General features: G+C 34.5%; 14 protein-coding genes. 11 read left to right on the top strand and 3 right to left on the bottom strand.

The genetic code is table 11. The features are described from left to right. Positions 1 to 220 precede the first annotated feature (220 nt). From BMZ04_RS18875 to BMZ04_RS18890, 4 genes are all read left to right on the top strand, one after another. Entirely contained in the window at positions 221 to 1492 is a 1272-nt protein-coding gene (locus BMZ04_RS18875; protein WP_093275725.1) for a RidA family protein, read from the top strand. A gap of 835 nt (positions 1493 to 2327) precedes the next feature. Then, positions 2328 to 3182, top strand: coding sequence for a malate synthase (locus tag BMZ04_RS18880; RefSeq protein WP_093275728.1), 855 nt, complete (start codon positions 2328 to 2330; stop codon positions 3180 to 3182). A 277-nt stretch (positions 3183 to 3459) separates the two neighbouring features. Continuing rightward, the gene (locus BMZ04_RS18885) at positions 3460 to 3969 is read left to right on the top strand and encodes a YfiT family bacillithiol transferase (RefSeq protein ID WP_093275732.1); all 510 of its coding nucleotides are present in this window, start codon (positions 3460 to 3462) and stop codon (positions 3967 to 3969) included. A gap of 504 nt (positions 3970 to 4473) precedes the next feature. Next, positions 4474 to 5436 (top strand): tRNA dihydrouridine synthase, encoded by a 963-nt coding sequence (locus BMZ04_RS18890; protein WP_093276280.1) that lies wholly within the window; start codon positions 4474 to 4476, stop codon positions 5434 to 5436. Positions 5437 to 5821: 385 nt separating this feature from the next. Here the strand turns inward: BMZ04_RS18890 and BMZ04_RS18900 are convergent, their stop codons facing one another. Continuing rightward, the gene (locus BMZ04_RS18900; RefSeq protein ID WP_093275735.1) at positions 5822 to 7576 is read right to left on the bottom strand and encodes a PhoX family protein; all 1755 of its coding nucleotides are present in this window, start codon (positions 7574 to 7576) and stop codon (positions 5822 to 5824) included. A gap of 855 nt (positions 7577 to 8431) precedes the next feature. After that, complete coding sequence (locus BMZ04_RS18905; RefSeq protein WP_093275738.1) at positions 8432 to 8872, bottom strand: YtoQ family protein; 441 nt, start codon at positions 8870 to 8872, stop codon at positions 8432 to 8434. A 346-nt stretch (positions 8873 to 9218) separates the two neighbouring features. On the opposite strand from BMZ04_RS18905, the gene BMZ04_RS18910 reads away from it, so the two are divergent. From BMZ04_RS18910 to BMZ04_RS18930, 5 genes are all read left to right on the top strand, one after another. Beyond that, a complete protein-coding gene (locus BMZ04_RS18910; protein ID WP_093275743.1) occupies positions 9219 to 10091 on the top strand; it encodes a YitT family protein in 873 nt (290 codons plus the stop codon). 267 nt (positions 10092 to 10358) lie between these two features. Beyond that, complete coding sequence (locus BMZ04_RS18915) at positions 10359 to 10736, top strand: SET domain-containing protein (RefSeq protein WP_093275746.1); 378 nt, start codon at positions 10359 to 10361, stop codon at positions 10734 to 10736. Between the two features lie 746 nt (positions 10737 to 11482). Further along, a complete protein-coding gene (locus tag BMZ04_RS18920; RefSeq protein ID WP_093275749.1) occupies positions 11483 to 12400 on the top strand; it encodes a LysR family transcriptional regulator in 918 nt (305 codons plus the stop codon). Between the two features lie 110 nt (positions 12401 to 12510). After that, on the top strand, positions 12511 to 13875 hold the full coding sequence (locus BMZ04_RS18925) for an MFS transporter (protein WP_093275752.1): 1365 nt from the start codon (positions 12511 to 12513) through the stop codon (positions 13873 to 13875). A 303-nt stretch (positions 13876 to 14178) separates the two neighbouring features. Continuing rightward, positions 14179 to 15357, top strand: coding sequence for a DHH family phosphoesterase (locus BMZ04_RS18930; protein ID WP_093275755.1), 1179 nt, complete (start codon positions 14179 to 14181; stop codon positions 15355 to 15357). A gap of 101 nt (positions 15358 to 15458) precedes the next feature. Here BMZ04_RS18930 and BMZ04_RS18935 read toward each other — a convergent pair whose 3' ends face one another. Continuing rightward, positions 15459 to 15722, bottom strand: a complete 264-nt coding sequence (locus tag BMZ04_RS18935) for a hypothetical protein (protein WP_093275759.1) — start codon at positions 15720 to 15722, stop codon at positions 15459 to 15461. Positions 15723 to 16071: 349 nt separating this feature from the next. Here BMZ04_RS18935 and BMZ04_RS18940 point away from each other — a divergent pair, with 349 nt between their 5' ends. Together BMZ04_RS18940 and BMZ04_RS18945 are read left to right on the top strand one after the other, a co-directional pair. Further along, positions 16072 to 17460 carry an alkaline phosphatase gene (locus tag BMZ04_RS18940; RefSeq protein WP_093275763.1) on the top strand — a complete coding sequence of 463 codons (1389 nt, stop codon included), beginning with the start codon at positions 16072 to 16074 and terminating at the stop codon, positions 17458 to 17460. Positions 17461 to 17535: 75 nt separating this feature from the next. Beyond that, positions 17536 to 18183 carry a DUF4352 domain-containing protein gene (locus BMZ04_RS18945; protein WP_093275767.1) on the top strand — a complete coding sequence of 216 codons (648 nt, stop codon included), beginning with the start codon at positions 17536 to 17538 and terminating at the stop codon, positions 18181 to 18183. Positions 18184 to 18271: the final 88 nt, after the last annotated feature.

The following is an 18271-nucleotide window of genomic DNA, read 5'->3' on the forward strand; positions in this document are numbered from 1 at the left end:
CTTTCGGGCGGCATGATGTAATAATACATTACCATATAAAAAAAGAAGCTTCTCACAAGTTCAATGCACTTGTGGGAATTCTTTTGTTCATTTGTTACAAAACGTTAGACGAAATGAACAAACCCTGCTATAATTTTATAATGCATTCTGAGCGGTTAAGACCGTGTTTTTCGGTGCATACTTAGGTTAGTAAATATTTATCCAGAAGGGAAATCGTATCATGAGCAACTATAACGCAGTATCAGCAAAAAATACGGAAAATGCACCAAACGGTAACGGTCTATATTCACAAACTGTAGCATTCTCTCATTACAATAATCTTTCAGCACAATTACCTATCGAACCAAAAACTGGTAAATTGGTAGCTGGAGGTATAAAAGAGCAAGCAGAACAGTGCTTTAAAAATATCGAGGCAATTGTAAACAGCATCGATCATGTTATGAGCGATATTGTTAGAATCACGGTATTCGTTAAGGATATCAAAGATGTTGACGCTGTAGACGAAGTTTATAAAACATTCTTCCCAACCTATGTTCCTTCACGGACAACAGTTGCAGTTGCAGCTTTGCCTATGGATGCTATGGTACAAATTGAAGCACTTGTTTCACACGGCGAAGGTACAATTCCAAACGCACCGCAAGCAGGCGACCTCATCAAACTTACAAATAACACGGCAAATGCACCAACAAGTCCACTATCTACACAAACCGTGTCTTTCTCTCATTACAATAACCTTTCAGCTCAATTGCCTATCGATCCAAAAACTGGTAGATTGGTAACTGGCGGAGTAAAAGAGCAGGCTGGACAGTGTTTAAAAAATATCAAGGCAATTTTAGAAAGTATCGATGTTCCTTTTGACGATATTGTTAAAATTAATATCTTCCTTAAAAACCTCTCGGATACTGAAGCTGTAAATGAAGTTTATTCAACATTTTTCCCAGATTCAGCTATTGCTAGAGCCGTAGCCTATGTCCCTGCACGAACAGTAGTTGCAGCTTCAGCTTTACCTATGGATGCTTTGGTACAAATTGAAGCAGTGGTGTCACACGGAGATGGTACACCTCCACAAGCTATTGAAGACAGACACGGAATTGTTATATGGGCAAACAACACTGAAAATGCACCAAAGAGTTCTCTATCTACACAAACTGTAGCGTTCTCTCATTACAATAACCTTTCAGCTCAATTACCTTTGGATCCAAAAACTGGTGAATTGGTAGCTGGTGGTGTAAAAGAGCAGGCTGAACAGTGCTTGAATAATATTAAGGCAATTGTAGAAAGTATCGACCACGTTATGGACGATATTGTTAAAGTAAATATCTTCCTTAAAAATATCGAGGATATTGATGCTGTAGATGAAGCTTACAAAACATTCTTCCCAGGCGGTGTTCCTGCACGAAGAACAGTTGGCGTAACAGCTTTACCTAACGATGCTTTAATCCAAATCGATGCAATTGTATCAAACGCTGAAGGAACACCTCCAAAAGCATAACAGGCATTTGTTTGTAAATATGGGAACTACCAAAGTTACTTGTTAATGCCAATGGAGAATGCAAATCGCATATCCTATTTATAAAAAGGAGCTGTCTCAAATGAAAATTGAGACAGCTTCCGTTTTTTAACAACACAGATGAAAAAGTATCAAGATTTTAGCCGATTATGGCAGAAATCTTGATGCTTTTTTAGTTTCCGGGCATAACAAAAAAACTGAATTAGCTTGCGAATTTACTAAATAGTAAAGTTGTAGCAGCGGCTTTATTAGGGTGTGTCTTTGGAATATATAATTTAATATTTGTTGAAACATTAAAAAAAAGACGGTTTGGAAGTGGATAATGCACTTCTATTTGACGTCTGCTTTTACTGTTATTTTATGAATGAAGCGAGCAAAACTGTTGGTGTGATTTTTGTAATGGGTTCTTTTATTTTTACTTGATTGAATACGTAATTTTATGAACCATTAATATTCTCGCTAGTGCTAGCGGTATCTGATAATAATTCATTTAACTCTTTTGTTATTTTCTCTATTTTAGGGTTTCGTTGAGCCAGAACACACACGAGGAGACTTTTTGGAGGCCTTTATTTCATAGTAAGTACGGAGAATAAAACTTCATTTTACCTCACAACAAAATGCATTGTCAATAAGAAAATTGTAATATCCACAAGAAAATGTTATAATAATCTTACAATTGTTTTTTTTCAATCGTATTCCGAATTCCGCTGTTTTTTTGGCAGATTGAATTATGGATACGTTTTTTTAATATCCTTTTTAAAACCGAAGGAAAATTTAATAGTAACCGAGTTATTATTCAACAAGGAGGACTAGAATAATGAATTTAATCAATAAGAAAGTTACACACAAGCGTTTTGGCATGGGTAGTATAGTTAATCATAATGATTCTAGTATTGAAATAAATTTCGCATCGGAAAATAAAAAGTTTGTTTTCCCCGATGTATTTGGAAAGCACCTAAAACTGCATGATAAAAGTGTAGCTAATTCACTTGAAAAAATTATACAACAAAAGGAAATGGAACAAAAAGAGGAAGAATGGAAGAGGGAAGAGGAAGAAAAACTACAACGAAAAAACCAGGAACTTCGCTTGGAACATGAAAAACTTATGAAAAATCATAAACTTCATCCCGAATCACAAATGGTTTTTTGGTGTGACGCAGAAGAACAGAAAACTTCCTTTTCAGAGTGGAAGGTTTTTTCAGGCGTAATAAAAAGTGGTAATAACAAAGGGCAGCCAAACAAACCCATCCGCTTGCACCAAAATAGCGCTGTCCTGTTAACGGCAATGGATTCCAGCATACCTGAAAAAGACAGACGTATCTTAGGTGTCTATATGGTGAATGAAGATTTTATCGGTAAGATTTGTGAAGATGGATATATTCCTGCTCATTCAAAATACAGACTCCAACTTACAGAACAGGAATCACATCAGGTACTTTTCTGGGAATATTATGTAAATGAAAAATTCCCACAAAAAATGACCTGGAATACAGGGAAATACCGTTATTTTGATAATTTATGGATGGCTCAAATTTTGCTTGCTATAGTTTCGTTGAAAAGTGACCCAAAAGAACGAGAGTTGGCACAACAATTTTTTGAACATTTTTGTAAAATGAACCAGATAACAGATCAAGAGTTACCAAAGCCTAATGGCGCATTAATGCGTATTTAGACGTTAGCCCAAAGATAATAAGAATGACAGGGGACTTACACATTTTTAACAAAACCCAAGGAATATAGAAAATTACTTTACAATAAAAGGGGATATTTTTTGAAAAACACAAAATATATTAAGGTTGCATGGATTATTCCTAATGTATTCGAATGCCAATGTTTATAGGCTTTTCAACAATTGTAGTCTTTATGTTGAAGGTTTACAACAACTGAGCCGGTTGGTATATTAAGTGTTAATATCGAAAAATAAAAGTATAGGGAAAAGGGGTTTGAAAATGGATGTAAGATACCCAATTGGACAATTACAAGTTCCTGAAACAGTGAAATTGGAAAATATTCAAGAATGGTTAAAAGAAACCGAAACTTATACGATTCGACTAAGAGAAACTGTCGACTCATTAAGTGATGAGGAATTAAGCAAAACTTATCGTGAAGGTGCCTGGACAGTTCGTCAACTTGTTCATCACATTGCAGACTCTCAGTTGAACATGTATCAACGTTTGAAGCTTGCTTTAACAGATGACAATCCAATAGTACCAGCTTTTAATGAAGAAAAGTGGGCTATTCAACCGGATACAGAGCTTCCTGTAGAAAGTTCTATTAAAATGTTAGAAGGTATAAATGAGCGTATCGTATCTTTAGGACAAAGTTTAACTGAAGAGCAATTAGAACGAGCATTTACTCACCAAATAAACGGCAAAATAACAGTGGCAACAAAAGTTGCAAAATTAGCTTGGCACGAAGAGCATCACTTAGCCCATATAAAAATCGCATTATCAAAATGATACAATATGTATTGAAGTGGCTTATCGAGGTTCGTCTTAGGAACATCTAATTTAATATTCAATGAAAAATAAAAAGCAGACGGTTTAGAAGTGCGATAAAGCACCTCTAATTGCCGTCTGCTTTTACTTCTAGTTCTCCAGAATAAATCCAGCTAATATTGTAGGGAGAAAATATATCCCGCTATAACGGGGAGTAAGACGCCACATTAAGGATTGAGTGAAACATGAAGCATAGGTGGGTGAGCTTCTTCTGAAATGAAAATCATGTTGAAGAGGAAACTGTGTGAAGATAAAATAAAAAAGGTTATACTATAATAATGACTTAATTACTTGAACCCACCGACATCTCTTGAATTGCCACATACATTCCGCACACTGTTAGGGGCGGGTTGGTTTAGATATTTATTATAAGCTAATAATAAATAGATTTAGGAACATTTTACTATTAATTTTGGGACAAGAGTTTGACCTGGTATCCCATAATGAGAGGATTTGAATTTGAATATGACAGAAAATTTTTGGCGTGATTTACCACGACCATTTTTTGTACTTGCACCCATGGAAGATGTGACAGATGTTGTTTTTCGTCACGTAGTAAGTGAAGCTGGTCGACCGGATGTATTTTTCACAGAGTTTACAAACTCGGATAGCTATTGTCATCCAGAGGGCATGAAAAGTGTGCGTGGCCGTTTGATTTTTACAGAAGATGAACAGCCAATGGTGGCACATATTTGGGGGGATAATCCCGAATATTTCCGTCAAATGAGTATTGGCATGGCAGAGCTAGGATTTAAAGGCATCGATATTAATATGGGCTGCCCTGTACCGAATGTAGCAACGAGAGGGAAAGGTAGTGGCCTTATTCTGCGTCCAGACGTTGCGGCAGAACTTATTCAAGCAGCAAAAGCGGGCGGACTGCCTGTCAGCGTGAAAACACGACTTGGCTATAACGATGTAAATGAGTGGGAGGAGTGGCTAACGAATATTTTAAAACAGGATATTGCGAACCTTTCTATTCATTTACGTACAAGAAAGGAAATGAGCCAAGTAGATGCGCATTGGGAGCTAATTCCGGAAATCAAAAAATTACGTGACCGTATCGCACCAAATACGCTACTAACAATCAATGGAGACATTCCTGACCGTCAAACTGGGCTGCAGCTTGCAAAAACATATGGTATTGATGGTGTTATGATCGGGCGAGGTATTTTTAAAAATCCTTTTGCTTTTGAAAAAGAGCCAAAAGAACATAGCAGTAAAGAGTACCTTGACCTTTTAAGACTGCAGCTTGATCTTCAAGATCAATATGCGGAAGTACTACCACGTTCAATCACAGGGCTTCATCGCTTTTTCAAAATTTATGTCAAAGGATTCCGTGGAGCTGGTGAATTAAGAAATCAATTGATGAACACTAAATCAACAGATGAAGTGCGTGCATTGCTTGATAACTTTGGAAAAGGGGATTAATCGAGATAAATTAATACGTATGATTGAACATATGCACGAGGAAGATTTCTCTGAGGATAAAGAATTAGTCCGTCAAATTCAAAAAAGCCGTGATGATCGTAAAAATGGATTACTCTTTAATCAAGAACAAGGCCTCAGCTCGTTTTTGAATAGAAAATTTATTTGCCGACACTGCGTTTTCATTAATTGTGACGAACTAAATAGAAAAATTCAAAATTATTCTGTATCTTATACAAACTTTATTCTAATTATTGATATGTTATAGAAAACGTTTATTTTGTTTTGAAAGAGGATACTAACTTTAGCACTTGCTTAGTGTGAAAGGGTAATAATTCGTATTATAAAAGACCGTTAGATAGAATTCTAACGGTCTTACTTATCTAGATTATTTTTTATCAACAGGAGGTAACTGGATATAACCGATATTCCCTGGATTTTGAGAACCAACCATTAAGTAAGAGTACCCATTTAAATTATCAATGGCTTGTATTCCAGTTACTTCACCGCCATCAGGTGCAGAAACGACACGAGAAAGTTCCTTTGTATCAACATTATATGCCCAGCCAATATTATTTACATGATTACCAGTGTCCTCAGCAATAAATAAAGTTCTTAAGTTTTCAGAGTATACAATGTTGTCTGGATTGGCGATTTTATCAAGATGAGCTTTGTTGCCTTCTTCATCTTTTGGAATGTCTTCACCGACTAAAATAGCTTCCATTTTAGTTGCCACATAATCACTGTCAATAGGGTTACCTTCACGATCTGTTTGTCTTTCAGTTAGACTCATTTCATAAATCCCACCTGCATTGATTTTTGGTAATCGAATATCATCTACAGGATCATTTGGATTTTCTTCCATGGCTTTCGCAATCGTGGACATAGCCATGTAGACTTTGTTATCGGCTTTGTTGAATGTGACTGTTTCCATCTTATTAAACTCTGACGTTGCTCCAAGCATTGCCCCGTATCGGCGAGATTCTAAGAAAGCAGCTGCTTTTTCCATGCCTGGTTTTACTTTCAAAAATTCTTCGCCAGTTGCCGTTTTAATATGGCTGAAGCCATTTGCTGCTGCATACTCAGAATCATTTGCCGTTTCAAAAATATCACTGAATGTGAGGGTTTCAGCTAATTCTTTCATTTCTTGGTCCGTTGCATGTCCCAATTTAATCCATTTCAAATTTCCAGCACCGCCGTTTTCGGCACTAGTTTGCTCAAATTTTGCGGCATATAATGTCCCAGCAGATAAATCCTTTTCTTTGTCAGCAATGTACATAAAGGACATCACATAGCCACCGTCATCTCCATAATAAACAGTACGGTTATCAGGTGCTACTGTTACATTTTCAAAAGATAACCGACCCATGCTATGGTGTTTGACCGCTTTTGCTTCACCATTTGGATGAATGGATACTTCTGTTGTATAGCCATATAAGTAAGGATTTCCAATTGCCTCTGGGTCTTGATAATAATTCTGTGCAAATTGTGTAACAGAAGATTTTTCAGGATTTTCTTCATGGGCACGAGCATTTGGTTCATACTCCTCACTGCCTAAATGAGTGTTCCAAGGAGATAAGATGCCGGCACATGGAGTCCAAACACCTCCGTATTCTGAAAAATCAATCGGTTCAATATCAGTAATTTCGAGTACGCCCGTTTTCTTATCTTGTTTGACAGTATTTAAATATAACGCTCTTGGCACTGTACCAATTTCATTATTTGGCATACTTTCAAAATGATTGATCATATATAACTTGCCGCTTTTTCCATTTACACTAAGGAGTGAGTTTGCATCTGGTGCAGTTGAGACAATAGGCTCGCCATTTGCTTTAGTTATGATATTGCCGTTGATGTCGTATGCAGCTCCGACAATTTTGCCATTAATGACATCACCAGGCTCTGCTAACGAAGTATAATCCAACTCAACTGTTTTTTTAGTACCGTCTCTTAATGTCACCTTTACTTTGGCGTCACTGTACATTGATGATTTTTCCTCACTAGTAGTAGGTGCAGGCATACCAATAAATTCAACAGATTTTACGCTTTCTATTTGTTTATGCGGTTCAGCAAATACATTCACCGCGGATGGAAATAGCAATGCTGCACCTAATAGTGGAATAATTACCGTTTTTTTGTTCATAACATTAAACCTCCCATAGTTTTCTAAAATATAATTCCCTTAATTACCTTAATATTAAATTGTTAAAGGAATGTTAAATAAATATTATACAATTGTAAAATTCACTATTTTCACAAAAATAACACTATTTATCCAGAGGTTAAATGTGACTTAATGAGTAGTTGAATGTTCAAAAATGGAAGATTAATGTGTTGTGTAGTAAAGTATTGTTCAAGAAATTGAACAAGTGTCCGAGAATATTACACGTGTATTTCAAAATTCAGAAGAAACACATCACCAAATTAATGTAGCCTTACAAAATTTCATGGAAATTTCTTCATCAGCTGAAGCACTAGATGAAAGAGCTCATAAATTCATAGAGATCAATTAACAGTCGAACCTCATTAAGAAATGTTGTAATTTGAAATAGAAAAGGGATTGGTACTACTTTGATCCTACATATACAGAACGGACCAAATATATAAAAACCCACCAACATCCTGTGTTGCCACATGCACTCCGCACATGTTGAGGAGGTGCACAGCTGTAGTTAAAATTGTAACCTAAAAAAAATTCGATTTATGTCCGGATTTCGTGAAAATAAACATTTCCGTATTCGGGACTATATCCAATAATTCAAAGTGCAGAAGAATCCGCCGAATATACCTATCCACCTGTCTCAAACTACATTCTTTTACTCGATTTTCTTTAAACATTTATATTAAAGTGATGTGACATATATTAAATAGTTAAGCACCATTCCCTCTGTCCAAGGAGATCTATATTTTAGATTAGAAATAATAGAGTGGATGATTGTTTTTTAAAATAAATAAAACAGTGAGTAAGAATCAAACTCACTGTTTTATTTATTTTATTTCAATCAAAAATATAACTAATAACATCTATCGCTTGATCAACGGTTTCTACGGTTACATTTGCTTTGTTTGAAAGCTCTTTTAACGGGTGAATTAATGATTCAGGTCTAATGATAATCGTAGGCTTGTTCATGGCAATGGCCATGCTGGCGTCCATTGCTGTATTCCATTGTTTATATTTTTCACCGAATAAGGCGATGACGATATCCGCTTTCTGCATTAAGACTTGTGTTCTGAAATTATTAATATCTGACGCGGCATCATCTTTATAGAGGTTAGATGGCTGTTTTCCTAAAATCTCCTCGCCGATATTGTCTGAACGATCATGGTTTGTTTGCGGGGCTACAAAATGAAGCGGAAGATTTTTAGACTTTGCTTTTTGTGCAACTTCATCTCTCCAATCATCATGAATCTGGCCCGCTAAATAAACAATAAGTTCCATCCTGATTCCTCCAATACTATTTGAGTTCAAATATATAGTATCTAATTTAATGAAGTTTTCATAGTAAACGCCAATAAACCAAATAAACCATATATGATGAAAAAATATCTAAGTATTTCGGAGGTTTGCCTATGATAATTATGACACGTGCACAGGGAATGATATATCATACAAAAAATGGATTAATTTTTTATTTACGTTCTTTAGGTGGTTAAGCTATACTTTTATAGCGATGAGAACAAATATAGTAGAAACTATGAAGTATAAAAATCATTTGCAATGAGTGGTGTGGACTAAAAATACATATGTAACGAAATAAGAAATTAGTTTGGAACGGAGAAGTTAAATGAATAAAACTACAAAACAAAAACCAAATAAACCGAAGATACTTTCAAAAGTATTATTGATTATTATTGGGGCTCTTATTGCAGCATATGGATTAGAAACAGTATTAATCCCAAACAACGTTTCAGATGGTGGAGTGACAGGTTTAAGTATCGTTGGCTCACAACTATTTGGATTACCATTAGGACTTCTAATTGCAGTCATTAACATCCCTTTTGTTTGGTTAGGATATAAGCAAATTGGTAAAAGTTTTGCTATTTATTCGGTTATCGGCATTGCATCATTGGCAGTCGGTACTGCCGTTATGCATAAGGTACCAACGATTATTCATGATGATACATTGTTAGTTACTGTTGTTGGAGGTATTATCATTGGTTTTGGTATGGGGTTAGCATTGCGTAATGGTGGTGCAATAGATGGGATTGATATGTTAGCTGTATTACTTTCTAAAAAATTGCCTTTTGGGACAAGTGATTTAATATTATTCTTAAATATGTTTGTCTTTATTGTTGTTTCAACAGTATTCGGTCTACAAGGGGCTATTCTTTCAGCAATCGCTTACTTTATTGCGTCTAAAGTAATTCACATTGTTGAAGAAGGTTTAAGTGGCTCAAAAACCTTTAAAATTATTACAAATCAACCAGAGATAATGGTTGAAACAATTCGCGCTAGATTAGGTCGTGGAGCAACATATAATGATGTTTACGGCGGTTATTCAAATGAACATTTAAAGGAAATCACTTGTGTAATCAACCGTTTGGAAGAAAGTAAAATGAAAGAAATTATTAATGAAATTGACGCAAATGCCTTTATTACGGTTTATGATGTAGCAGAAGTTCAAGGTGGTAATTTTAAAAAGCGAGACATTCATTAATCCTAAGGGACGAAAAACGAGAAAAAGTTTATATTTTTTCTTTTTTGTTAAGGAGAAAGTTTAAGGATCCAAAGAAAACTCTAAAGTGTTGATATGTACTGAAACTTATGATTATAAGTATCCATAGAGTAGTGATTTATGTAAAACATGTTAAATATTCAGGTGAAAAATAAAGGTATGTAATTTATAAAGTCGTTTATAAACAAATAAATAGAGTTTAATGTTACAGTAAGAAAGAATATTTTAAAAGTGAGTAGGCGAACAAACATGATTGAGGTAAAAACATCTCCAGTAAGTGATGGAGAATTCAACAGAGGGGTATTTGCTACATGTGATATCAAAAAAGGAGAACTTTTACATGAGGCACCCGTCATTTCTTATCCAAACGACCAACATCAACACATTGAACAAACTCTACTAGCTGATTACGCTTTTGAGTATGGGATAAATCACACTGCAATCCTTCTTGGTTATGGAATGTTGTTTAATCATTCTTATGAACCAAATGCGACGTATGATATTAATTTTGAGAATCATACATTTGACTTCTATGCTTACTCAGATATAAAAGCGGGAGATGAAATTCTAATCAATTATAATGGAGACGTTGATGACAAAGATCCATTGTGGTTTAATCAGGAATAAAAAATATAGATGCTGATAAATGTTTTTTTTTCGAACAAGAAACAATTTTATTATCTCTACAAAGTAATTGTCTTCCTGCAATTTTGTGTAAACGGTTCTTCCCACTGTAAGAGGTTGGTAAATAAAGCAGGGAAAACGAAGAAGAAAACTCCATAAACAAATACCAAAATCGAGATACGTACTGTTTGTACGCTGTCTCGTTTTTTTATGTTTAAAATAGAGGAAATATAACTCCTCCTATTAAGTACTAACCCTATGCTTTCGATATTACTATCAAGTGCAGGCATCCTTATTTTAGACTAAATTGCCTCAATGTCGTATCTCGAAGAATTAAGGAAATTTCTGCTTATAGTTTAATTACAGACTAATGGGAATCAGAAAATAATGCATAGTTTTAATATTATCTATATATATTTCATTAGTATCCCGTGAGGCGAGTTTCGTCAAAAAGTACATTTAACAGCAATATACTGTTAAGTGTATAATTGTGATGTGTTTTCAAGTATATTAGATATGCATAAAGTATTGTTAGTGATATAAAAAGCAGACGGTATAAAAGTGCGATATGCACTTCTATACCGTCTGTTTTTACTACAATTTTACGGATAAAGCGAGCTGAGATTGTTGAAGCAAAGCCAGGAGACCTACCAATACATAACTGATTAATCATTTCTTCCGGGACTGAGAAATGGAGACACACACATTCTTTTTAAAACTACAAATTAGATAATAGAAAGAGGTAAATAATGACACTACAACAGTTAAAATATGTAATTGAGGTTGCAAGAAGTCGTTCCATCAGTAAAGCTGCACAAAATTTATTTATTAGCCAGCCAAGTCTTTCGAATGCACTAAAAGAGCTAGAAAATGAAATTGGAATTATGATTTTTTTGAGAACCAATAAAGGAATTATTATGACAACTGAAGGAGCAGAGTTTTTAGGTTATGCTCGACAAGTAGTTGAACAAGCTGCTCTTCTAGAAAATCGATATTCTAATACTCAATCATTACAACAACACTTCTCTGTATCAGCTCAGCACTATGCGTTTGCGGTAAGTGCATTTGTACGCCTGCTAAAAGAATACAATCGGGATGAGTATGAATTCACGTTAAGAGAAACAAAGACCTATGAAATTATTGAAGATGTGAAAAATCTACGTAGTGAAATTGGCATTTTATATGTAAATGATTTCAATAAAAAAGTGATTCAAAAATTTCTTAGAGAAGGTAATCTCATTTTTCACGAGCTGTTTGAAGCAAAGCCACATGTATTTATTAGCTCAAGAAATCCACTCGCAAAGCAAGATTTTGTGACATTATTAGATTTAATACCCTATCCATATCTTTCCTTCGAACAAGGAGACTATAATTCTTTTTACTTTTCTGAGGAAATTTTAAGTACCATTTCTAGACCGAAAAATATTACTGTTAGTGATCGGGCTACACTCTTTAATTTATTAATTGGACTAAATGGATATACAATTTCTACGGGTGTGATTAGTCATGAACTTAATAGTAAAGATATCGTTTCGGTTCCTTTACATGTAGATGAACGGATTACCGTTGGGTATATTACACATAAAAATGTAAAAAATAGTCCTTTAGCGAATATTTATATTGAGTATTTAAAAGAAACAATTGCTGAAGAACAAGTTCGACTATAGCTTAAAACTATGGCTAGTGATACTTTTTATGTGTTATATGCTAGCAGTTTTATCGTGCTACAATCTCCTTACATTACAAATCAATTTATATTAGCATCGGAGAGATTATCATGAATACAGTGAACCCCATTGAAATAGTTAATCAGAGTAAATTAAAAGGTTTTCATTACGTTCTTATTCTTTGTTTATTTTTTATCATGATGTTCGACGGCTATGATGTTGTTATTTATGGCGCGACTATTCCTTTGTTGAAAGCGGACTGGGGAATCACAGATATAGTAGCAGGGTCGATTGGTAGTTATACTACAATTGGTACGGCAATTGGTGCTGTCTTATTCGGGCTATATGCAGATCGTTTTGGAAAAAAACGTATTATTATTTTTACAACTTTCTTATTCAGTTTCTTTACATTATTATCTGGATTTGCACCGACACCTATGTTCTTTATTATTTGTCGTATTATTGCAGGGTTAGGTTTTGGTGGTGTTATGCCAAATATCGCTGCTTTAATCTCAGAATACGCTCCGACAAAATACCGTGTTGCCATTATTTCATTCATTTTTTGCGGTTATTCTGTTGGCGCGATGACTGCATCATTTAGTGGACAAGTATTTCTCGAAAAATTCGGTTGGCAGCCAGTTTACTGGATTGGTGGATTACCACTACTTTTGCTACCACTTGTTGTACGTATCCTTCCAGAATCGATTAGTACTTTAATGAAACAAAAGGATGCAAAAGGTCTTGTAACTGTCCTTCGAAAAATAGAGCCAACGCTTTCGAAAGATGTCCAATTTACATATGTCCAACAGGAACAGCTACAAAAATCATCGGTTCGTGATCTTTTTAAAAACAAACTTGCTTTAAGTACGACGATGTTCTGGCTCTCTTGCTTCTGTACATTCATATTAATGTATTCTTTAAATACATGGCTTCCGACATTAATGATGAATGCAGGCTATGATCTAAAATCAAGTCTTTTATTTGTTGCAGTACTACAGATAGGGGCCATTATTGGAACAATGGTATTCGGAAACCTTATTCAATTACTTGGTTTCAAACGTATCCTAATCCCACTTTATATAGTAGGGGCTGTATCATTGGTGCTTATTGGCTACTCGAAAAATATATATATTGCTTACGGGCTAATTGCTCTTATTGGTGCTGCTTCAGTTGGTTTACAAAACATGTCTAATGCATATGTAGCGGAGTATTATTCAGTCGATGTTCGAGCAGCGGCACTCGGTAGTACAATGGCATTCGGACGTATTGGTTCCATTGTTGCTCCAACTTATATGGGAATTCTATTAACCTTTAATCTCCAACCACAGTTTAACTTTTTTGCAATTGGTATTGCTGCTATTTTTGGTGCAATAGCTATGAGTTTTATTCGTGAAGACCGTGCAGACTACGCAGTAGAGAAAAAAGTAACTTCTAATAAAGTCACAATTTTAAAATCTTCTACGAATAGATTATAAACATTTAATCTGCTTGTTATTACAGATAGCCATGATTTTTGCAACCATTTGGTTAAAAAACAAAACACAAAAACGTGCAGTGTTACAATTTAAAAAGTATTTAATGGATTTTTTTGAAAAGGAACATATGACATCTGAATAATGTGTGGTTAAAGGAATCGGAGTGAGATTTATTCATTCTGATTCCTTTTTATATTCTGTTTGGTTTAATGTGCTTTACTTATGTAACATGCATTTCCTCCATACGTTTTTTTCCTTATAAAATACTCGTTTCATAACCATACTACGTTTGAGGTGAAGAGGATGTATAAATTATTGTCTCATAATGATTTAGATGGTGTCGGATGTGGCATTTTAGCAAAACTTGCTTTCGGTAAGCAAGTGAAGGTGCGATATAATTCAGTATCGTCTCTTAATCGAGAGATTGAATTCTTTTTAGAAAATGATAATCCAGAAACGTTTTTATTTATAACTGATTTGTCTCCGAATAAAGAAAATGAAAATAAACTCGATGATTTTTATCGTGCAAAAGGAAAAATACAACTACTTGATCATCACAAAACGGCTCTACATTTTAATGAATATGAATGGGGCTATGTCATAGTTGAGGATAATGAAGGTAGATTAACTTCAGCTACTTCATTATTTTATCAATATCTAGTTAAGCATAGACTATTGGAGGCAACGGATGCTATTACTGAATTTGTAGAGTTGGTTCGGCAGTATGATACATGGGAGTGGGAGAAGAATGAGAACCATCAAGCCCATTCGTTAAATTCGCTCTTCTATTTAGTGTCGATTGAAGAATTTGAAGAAAAAATGATGGAGCGACTTGTTACAAGTGAACATTTTGATTTTGATGAATTTGAAAAGCGATTGCTGAACATGGAAGAAGATAAAATAGATCGGTATATTCGTCGGAAAAAAAGAGAAATCGTACAGTCAGAAACAGGAGAGCATATGGCCGGTATTGTTTATGCAGAATCGTACCATTCAGAGCTAGGAAGTGAACTTGGGAAAGAATATCCTCATCTCGACTATATCGCTATATTAAATATGGGTGGAAAACGAATATCATTGCGTACAATTCATGATCATATAGATGTTTCTGAAATTGCCGGTTATTTCGGTGGTGGAGGACATCAGAAAGCGTCTGGTTGTTCTTTAACTGAAGAAGCGTACAAACAGTTTGTGTTGGATACATTTCATTTAGAGCCAATTCAAGAAGATGCCAAAAGGAACCGTTATAATTTGAAGCATTCTTCGTTCGGTTCGCTATACAAAAATAGAAGTGAGAATGTTTTTCTTCTTTATCAAACGAATAAGCAGAACTGGATGATTGAAAAAAATAAAACTGTAATGGAACAGACCTTTACAAGTTTTGAAGACAGCGAGCAATTTTTAAAACGAAATTATGAAGCATGGTTGGTAAGGGATGATCAGTTTGTCGAGTATTTAATGAATGAGGTTAAAAAAAACTAGCCACCAGGATTATATTTTATATATTCCGACAATAGGAATTATGCCAATTATCTGACATAGTTCCTATTTGCTTTCTTTTTCCTTGTTTCACTTCCAATTCACTATTCATTCCTTTTGGTAGGCAGCTCATTCGTTAATCTTAATATCCATTCTTTAAAGTCCACGAGTCTATTGTATTCAGGTTTTTCTTGAGTCCCTGTAATTATAAGTGGGACAAGGGAATCGATTTTGTGTAATGAACCATGTGCTCCTCCTCCAGCATGGTCATGACTATGTTTTTCAATAAATTCATATTGTGGCTTTGCATCTACAATAATGAATCGACCTTCATGTGAATGTAGAGCACCAAAGTCTTGCCAGAGCATCTGGATAATCTCCATATAGCTAATTATGCTAATTTTACTGCCATAACTATAAAGATTAATAGCCAAATGTTAAGAAAAAGTTACATTGTAAATTTATTGTGAATATTTCATTATGATAAAAACGAAACTTAGGAACTGGGTTATTAGTACTGAAATTCATGAAAATAAGAATTTATTTCATTAAAAATACTTTGGACCTAAATTTTTTCTGATAAATAAGTATGAGGACATTCAAGAATTACCCATATGTTAACAGATTGAAGCTTTACAAAAATAACATCTTGCCTTCCTATATCCTTAAAACTATTAAATTATATTAATCTAGTATGCTAAATAAGGAGGAATCATAATGTTCAGAAAAAGAATTAAAAAGAAAATATTACCTTTTGCAGTTGTCTCTACTCTAGCACTAACTAGTTTTGCGGGGGCTATTTCTACAGCAGAAGCAAAAGGAAATGACCAAAACGGTCAAAATAATGGTAATCCCAAAAACGTCATCTTCCTAATCGGGGATGGAATGGGTCCTTCTTACACGTCAGCTTATCGCTATTTAAAAGATAATCCTAAAACAAAATTTGTTGAACGTACTGCATTTGATCAATACTTAGTAGGGCAACAAATGACATATCCAGAAGATCCAGCACAAAACATTACAGATTCTGCTTCTGCAGCAACAGCGATGTCTGCTGGTATCAAAACATATAATAACGCAATCGGTGTTGATAATGATGAATCGGAAGTAAAAACGGTTTTAGAAGCAGCTAAAGAAAAAGGGAAAGCTACAGGTCTCGTTGCAACTTCTGAAATTACACATGCAACACCAGCATCATTTGGTTCTCATGACATTAGTCGAAAAAATATGAATGCAATTGCAGATGATTATTATGACGAATTAATCAATGGAAAACATAAAATAGATGTTCTTCTAGGTGGAGGTACAGATCTTTTTGAACGTAAAGATCGTAATCTTACAAAAGAATTCAAAAAAGATGGCTACAGCTATGTCACAAATCGTGACGAGCTACTAAAAAATAAAAATCAGCAAGTACTTGGACTATTCGCTCCAAGAGGTTTAGATAAAATGATTGATCGTACCAATGAACAACCATCATTAGCGGAAATGACAACAGCTGCAATTGATCGTTTAAAACAAGATAAAGATGGATTTTTCCTCATGATTGAAGGTAGTCAAATCGACTGGGCTGGCCATGATAATGACATCGTTGGTGCTATGAGCGAAATGGAAGACTTTGAAAAAGCATTCCAAGCTGCTATCGATTTTGCGAAAAAAGACAAGAATACTCTCGTTGTTGCAACAGCTGACCACTCTACAGGTGGATTTTCAATAGGTGCTGATGGAATCTACAACTGGTTTGGTGAGCCACTAAAAGCAGCTAAACGTACACCTGACTTTATGGCTAATGAAATTGTGAATGGTGCAAATGTTGAAGATGTCTTGAAACAAAGTATTGAACTTGATTTAACAAATGAAGAAATTCAAGCTGTTAAATCCGCAGCTACAACAAAAAATCTTACTGAAATAGACAACGCAATTGAGAACATCTTTAATAAGCGTTCACATACTGGTTGGACAACTGGTGGACATACTGGTGAAGACGTACCAGTGTATGCATTCGGACCATCAAGTAATCAATTTGCAGGTCAACTAGAAAATACTGATCATGCGAAAATTATTTTCGATCTTTTAAAAGCAAAAGTTAAAATTAATGATAAATAATCTGTATTGACAAAGTTCCTATTGTTAACTATTTAGCAATAGGAACCTTTTATACATTCGAATGGGAGATTTATGATGAAACGAGCAATATATCTAGTTGTATTACTACCTTTTCTACTAATTGGTTGTGTAAATAATCAGGATGAACAACAGGTTACCACTGAATCGAATTCGAATTCTTCCAATGAAATCCCAAACTATTATCAAGATTATCTCGATAATCCCCAAGTAACCAATGATAAATCCTTGCAAGAAGTAGGTAAAACGATTCGAGATGTAAAGGGTGAAGTTACATTAAACGATATAAATAAAGAGAGTCAAACTGTCAATATTGGTGCAATTGAATTGACGGTAAGAGAAGCAAAAGCTCTTCATTTTAAACCTGATTATAGCTTAATCGATTTTTTTCATAGCTACACTCACGATCAAGAGTTTGATTTTGTAAAAGTGTTCGTAGAAATAAAAAACACATCGAATGAAACTTTAAAATTTGCTCCTATCTCATTAGTTCATACAAGCGCTGGTGAGCAAAAGACTTGGGAAGATGATATTTACTTAGAAGAATTAAATGGAAAAATTGCAGCGAATGAAACAAAAAAAGGGAATTTAGGTTTCATTATTGAAAAATCTAAGATTGACTCATTTGAAATTACAACTAGTGATGTTTTTAATGTACAGGATAAAAAACTAGATGATGCCGAAAAATTAAAAATCAAATTCTAATAATAACCCTAATCTATACTTTTTAAAATCGGGAAAAACGTGAACAAAAAGCAAGCAAAAGGTGTTCAAAATAAGGGTGAAAACGAAT

Source organism: Psychrobacillus sp. OK032, from assembly GCF_900111345.1.
In the GTDB taxonomy this organism is placed as follows: Bacteria; Bacillota; Bacilli; order Bacillales_A; family Planococcaceae; genus Psychrobacillus.

Excerpts from the sequence above, each read along its gene's own strand:
- BMZ04_RS18875 (WP_093275725.1), top strand. The coding sequence starts at position 221 with ATGAGCAACTATAACGCAGTATCAGCAAAAAATACGGAAAATGCACCA.
- BMZ04_RS18880 (WP_093275728.1), top strand. The coding sequence starts at position 2,328 with ATGAATTTAATCAATAAGAAAGTTACACACAAGCGTTTTGGCATGGGT.
- BMZ04_RS18885 (WP_093275732.1), top strand. The coding sequence starts at position 3,460 with ATGGATGTAAGATACCCAATTGGACAATTACAAGTTCCTGAAACAGTG.
- BMZ04_RS18890 (WP_093276280.1), top strand. The coding sequence starts at position 4,474 with ATGACAGAAAATTTTTGGCGTGATTTACCACGACCATTTTTTGTACTT.
- BMZ04_RS18900 (WP_093275735.1), bottom strand. The coding sequence starts at position 7,576 with ATGAACAAAAAAACGGTAATTATTCCACTATTAGGTGCAGCATTGCTA.
- BMZ04_RS18905 (WP_093275738.1), bottom strand. The coding sequence starts at position 8,872 with ATGGAACTTATTGTTTATTTAGCGGGCCAGATTCATGATGATTGGAGA.
- BMZ04_RS18910 (WP_093275743.1), top strand. The coding sequence starts at position 9,219 with ATGAATAAAACTACAAAACAAAAACCAAATAAACCGAAGATACTTTCA.
- BMZ04_RS18915 (WP_093275746.1), top strand. The coding sequence starts at position 10,359 with ATGATTGAGGTAAAAACATCTCCAGTAAGTGATGGAGAATTCAACAGA.
- BMZ04_RS18920 (WP_093275749.1), top strand. The coding sequence starts at position 11,483 with ATGACACTACAACAGTTAAAATATGTAATTGAGGTTGCAAGAAGTCGT.
- BMZ04_RS18925 (WP_093275752.1), top strand. The coding sequence starts at position 12,511 with ATGAATACAGTGAACCCCATTGAAATAGTTAATCAGAGTAAATTAAAA.
- BMZ04_RS18930 (WP_093275755.1), top strand. The coding sequence starts at position 14,179 with ATGTATAAATTATTGTCTCATAATGATTTAGATGGTGTCGGATGTGGC.
- BMZ04_RS18935 (WP_093275759.1), bottom strand. The coding sequence starts at position 15,722 with ATGCTCTGGCAAGACTTTGGTGCTCTACATTCACATGAAGGTCGATTC.
- BMZ04_RS18940 (WP_093275763.1), top strand. The coding sequence starts at position 16,072 with ATGTTCAGAAAAAGAATTAAAAAGAAAATATTACCTTTTGCAGTTGTC.
- BMZ04_RS18945 (WP_093275767.1), top strand. The coding sequence starts at position 17,536 with ATGAAACGAGCAATATATCTAGTTGTATTACTACCTTTTCTACTAATT.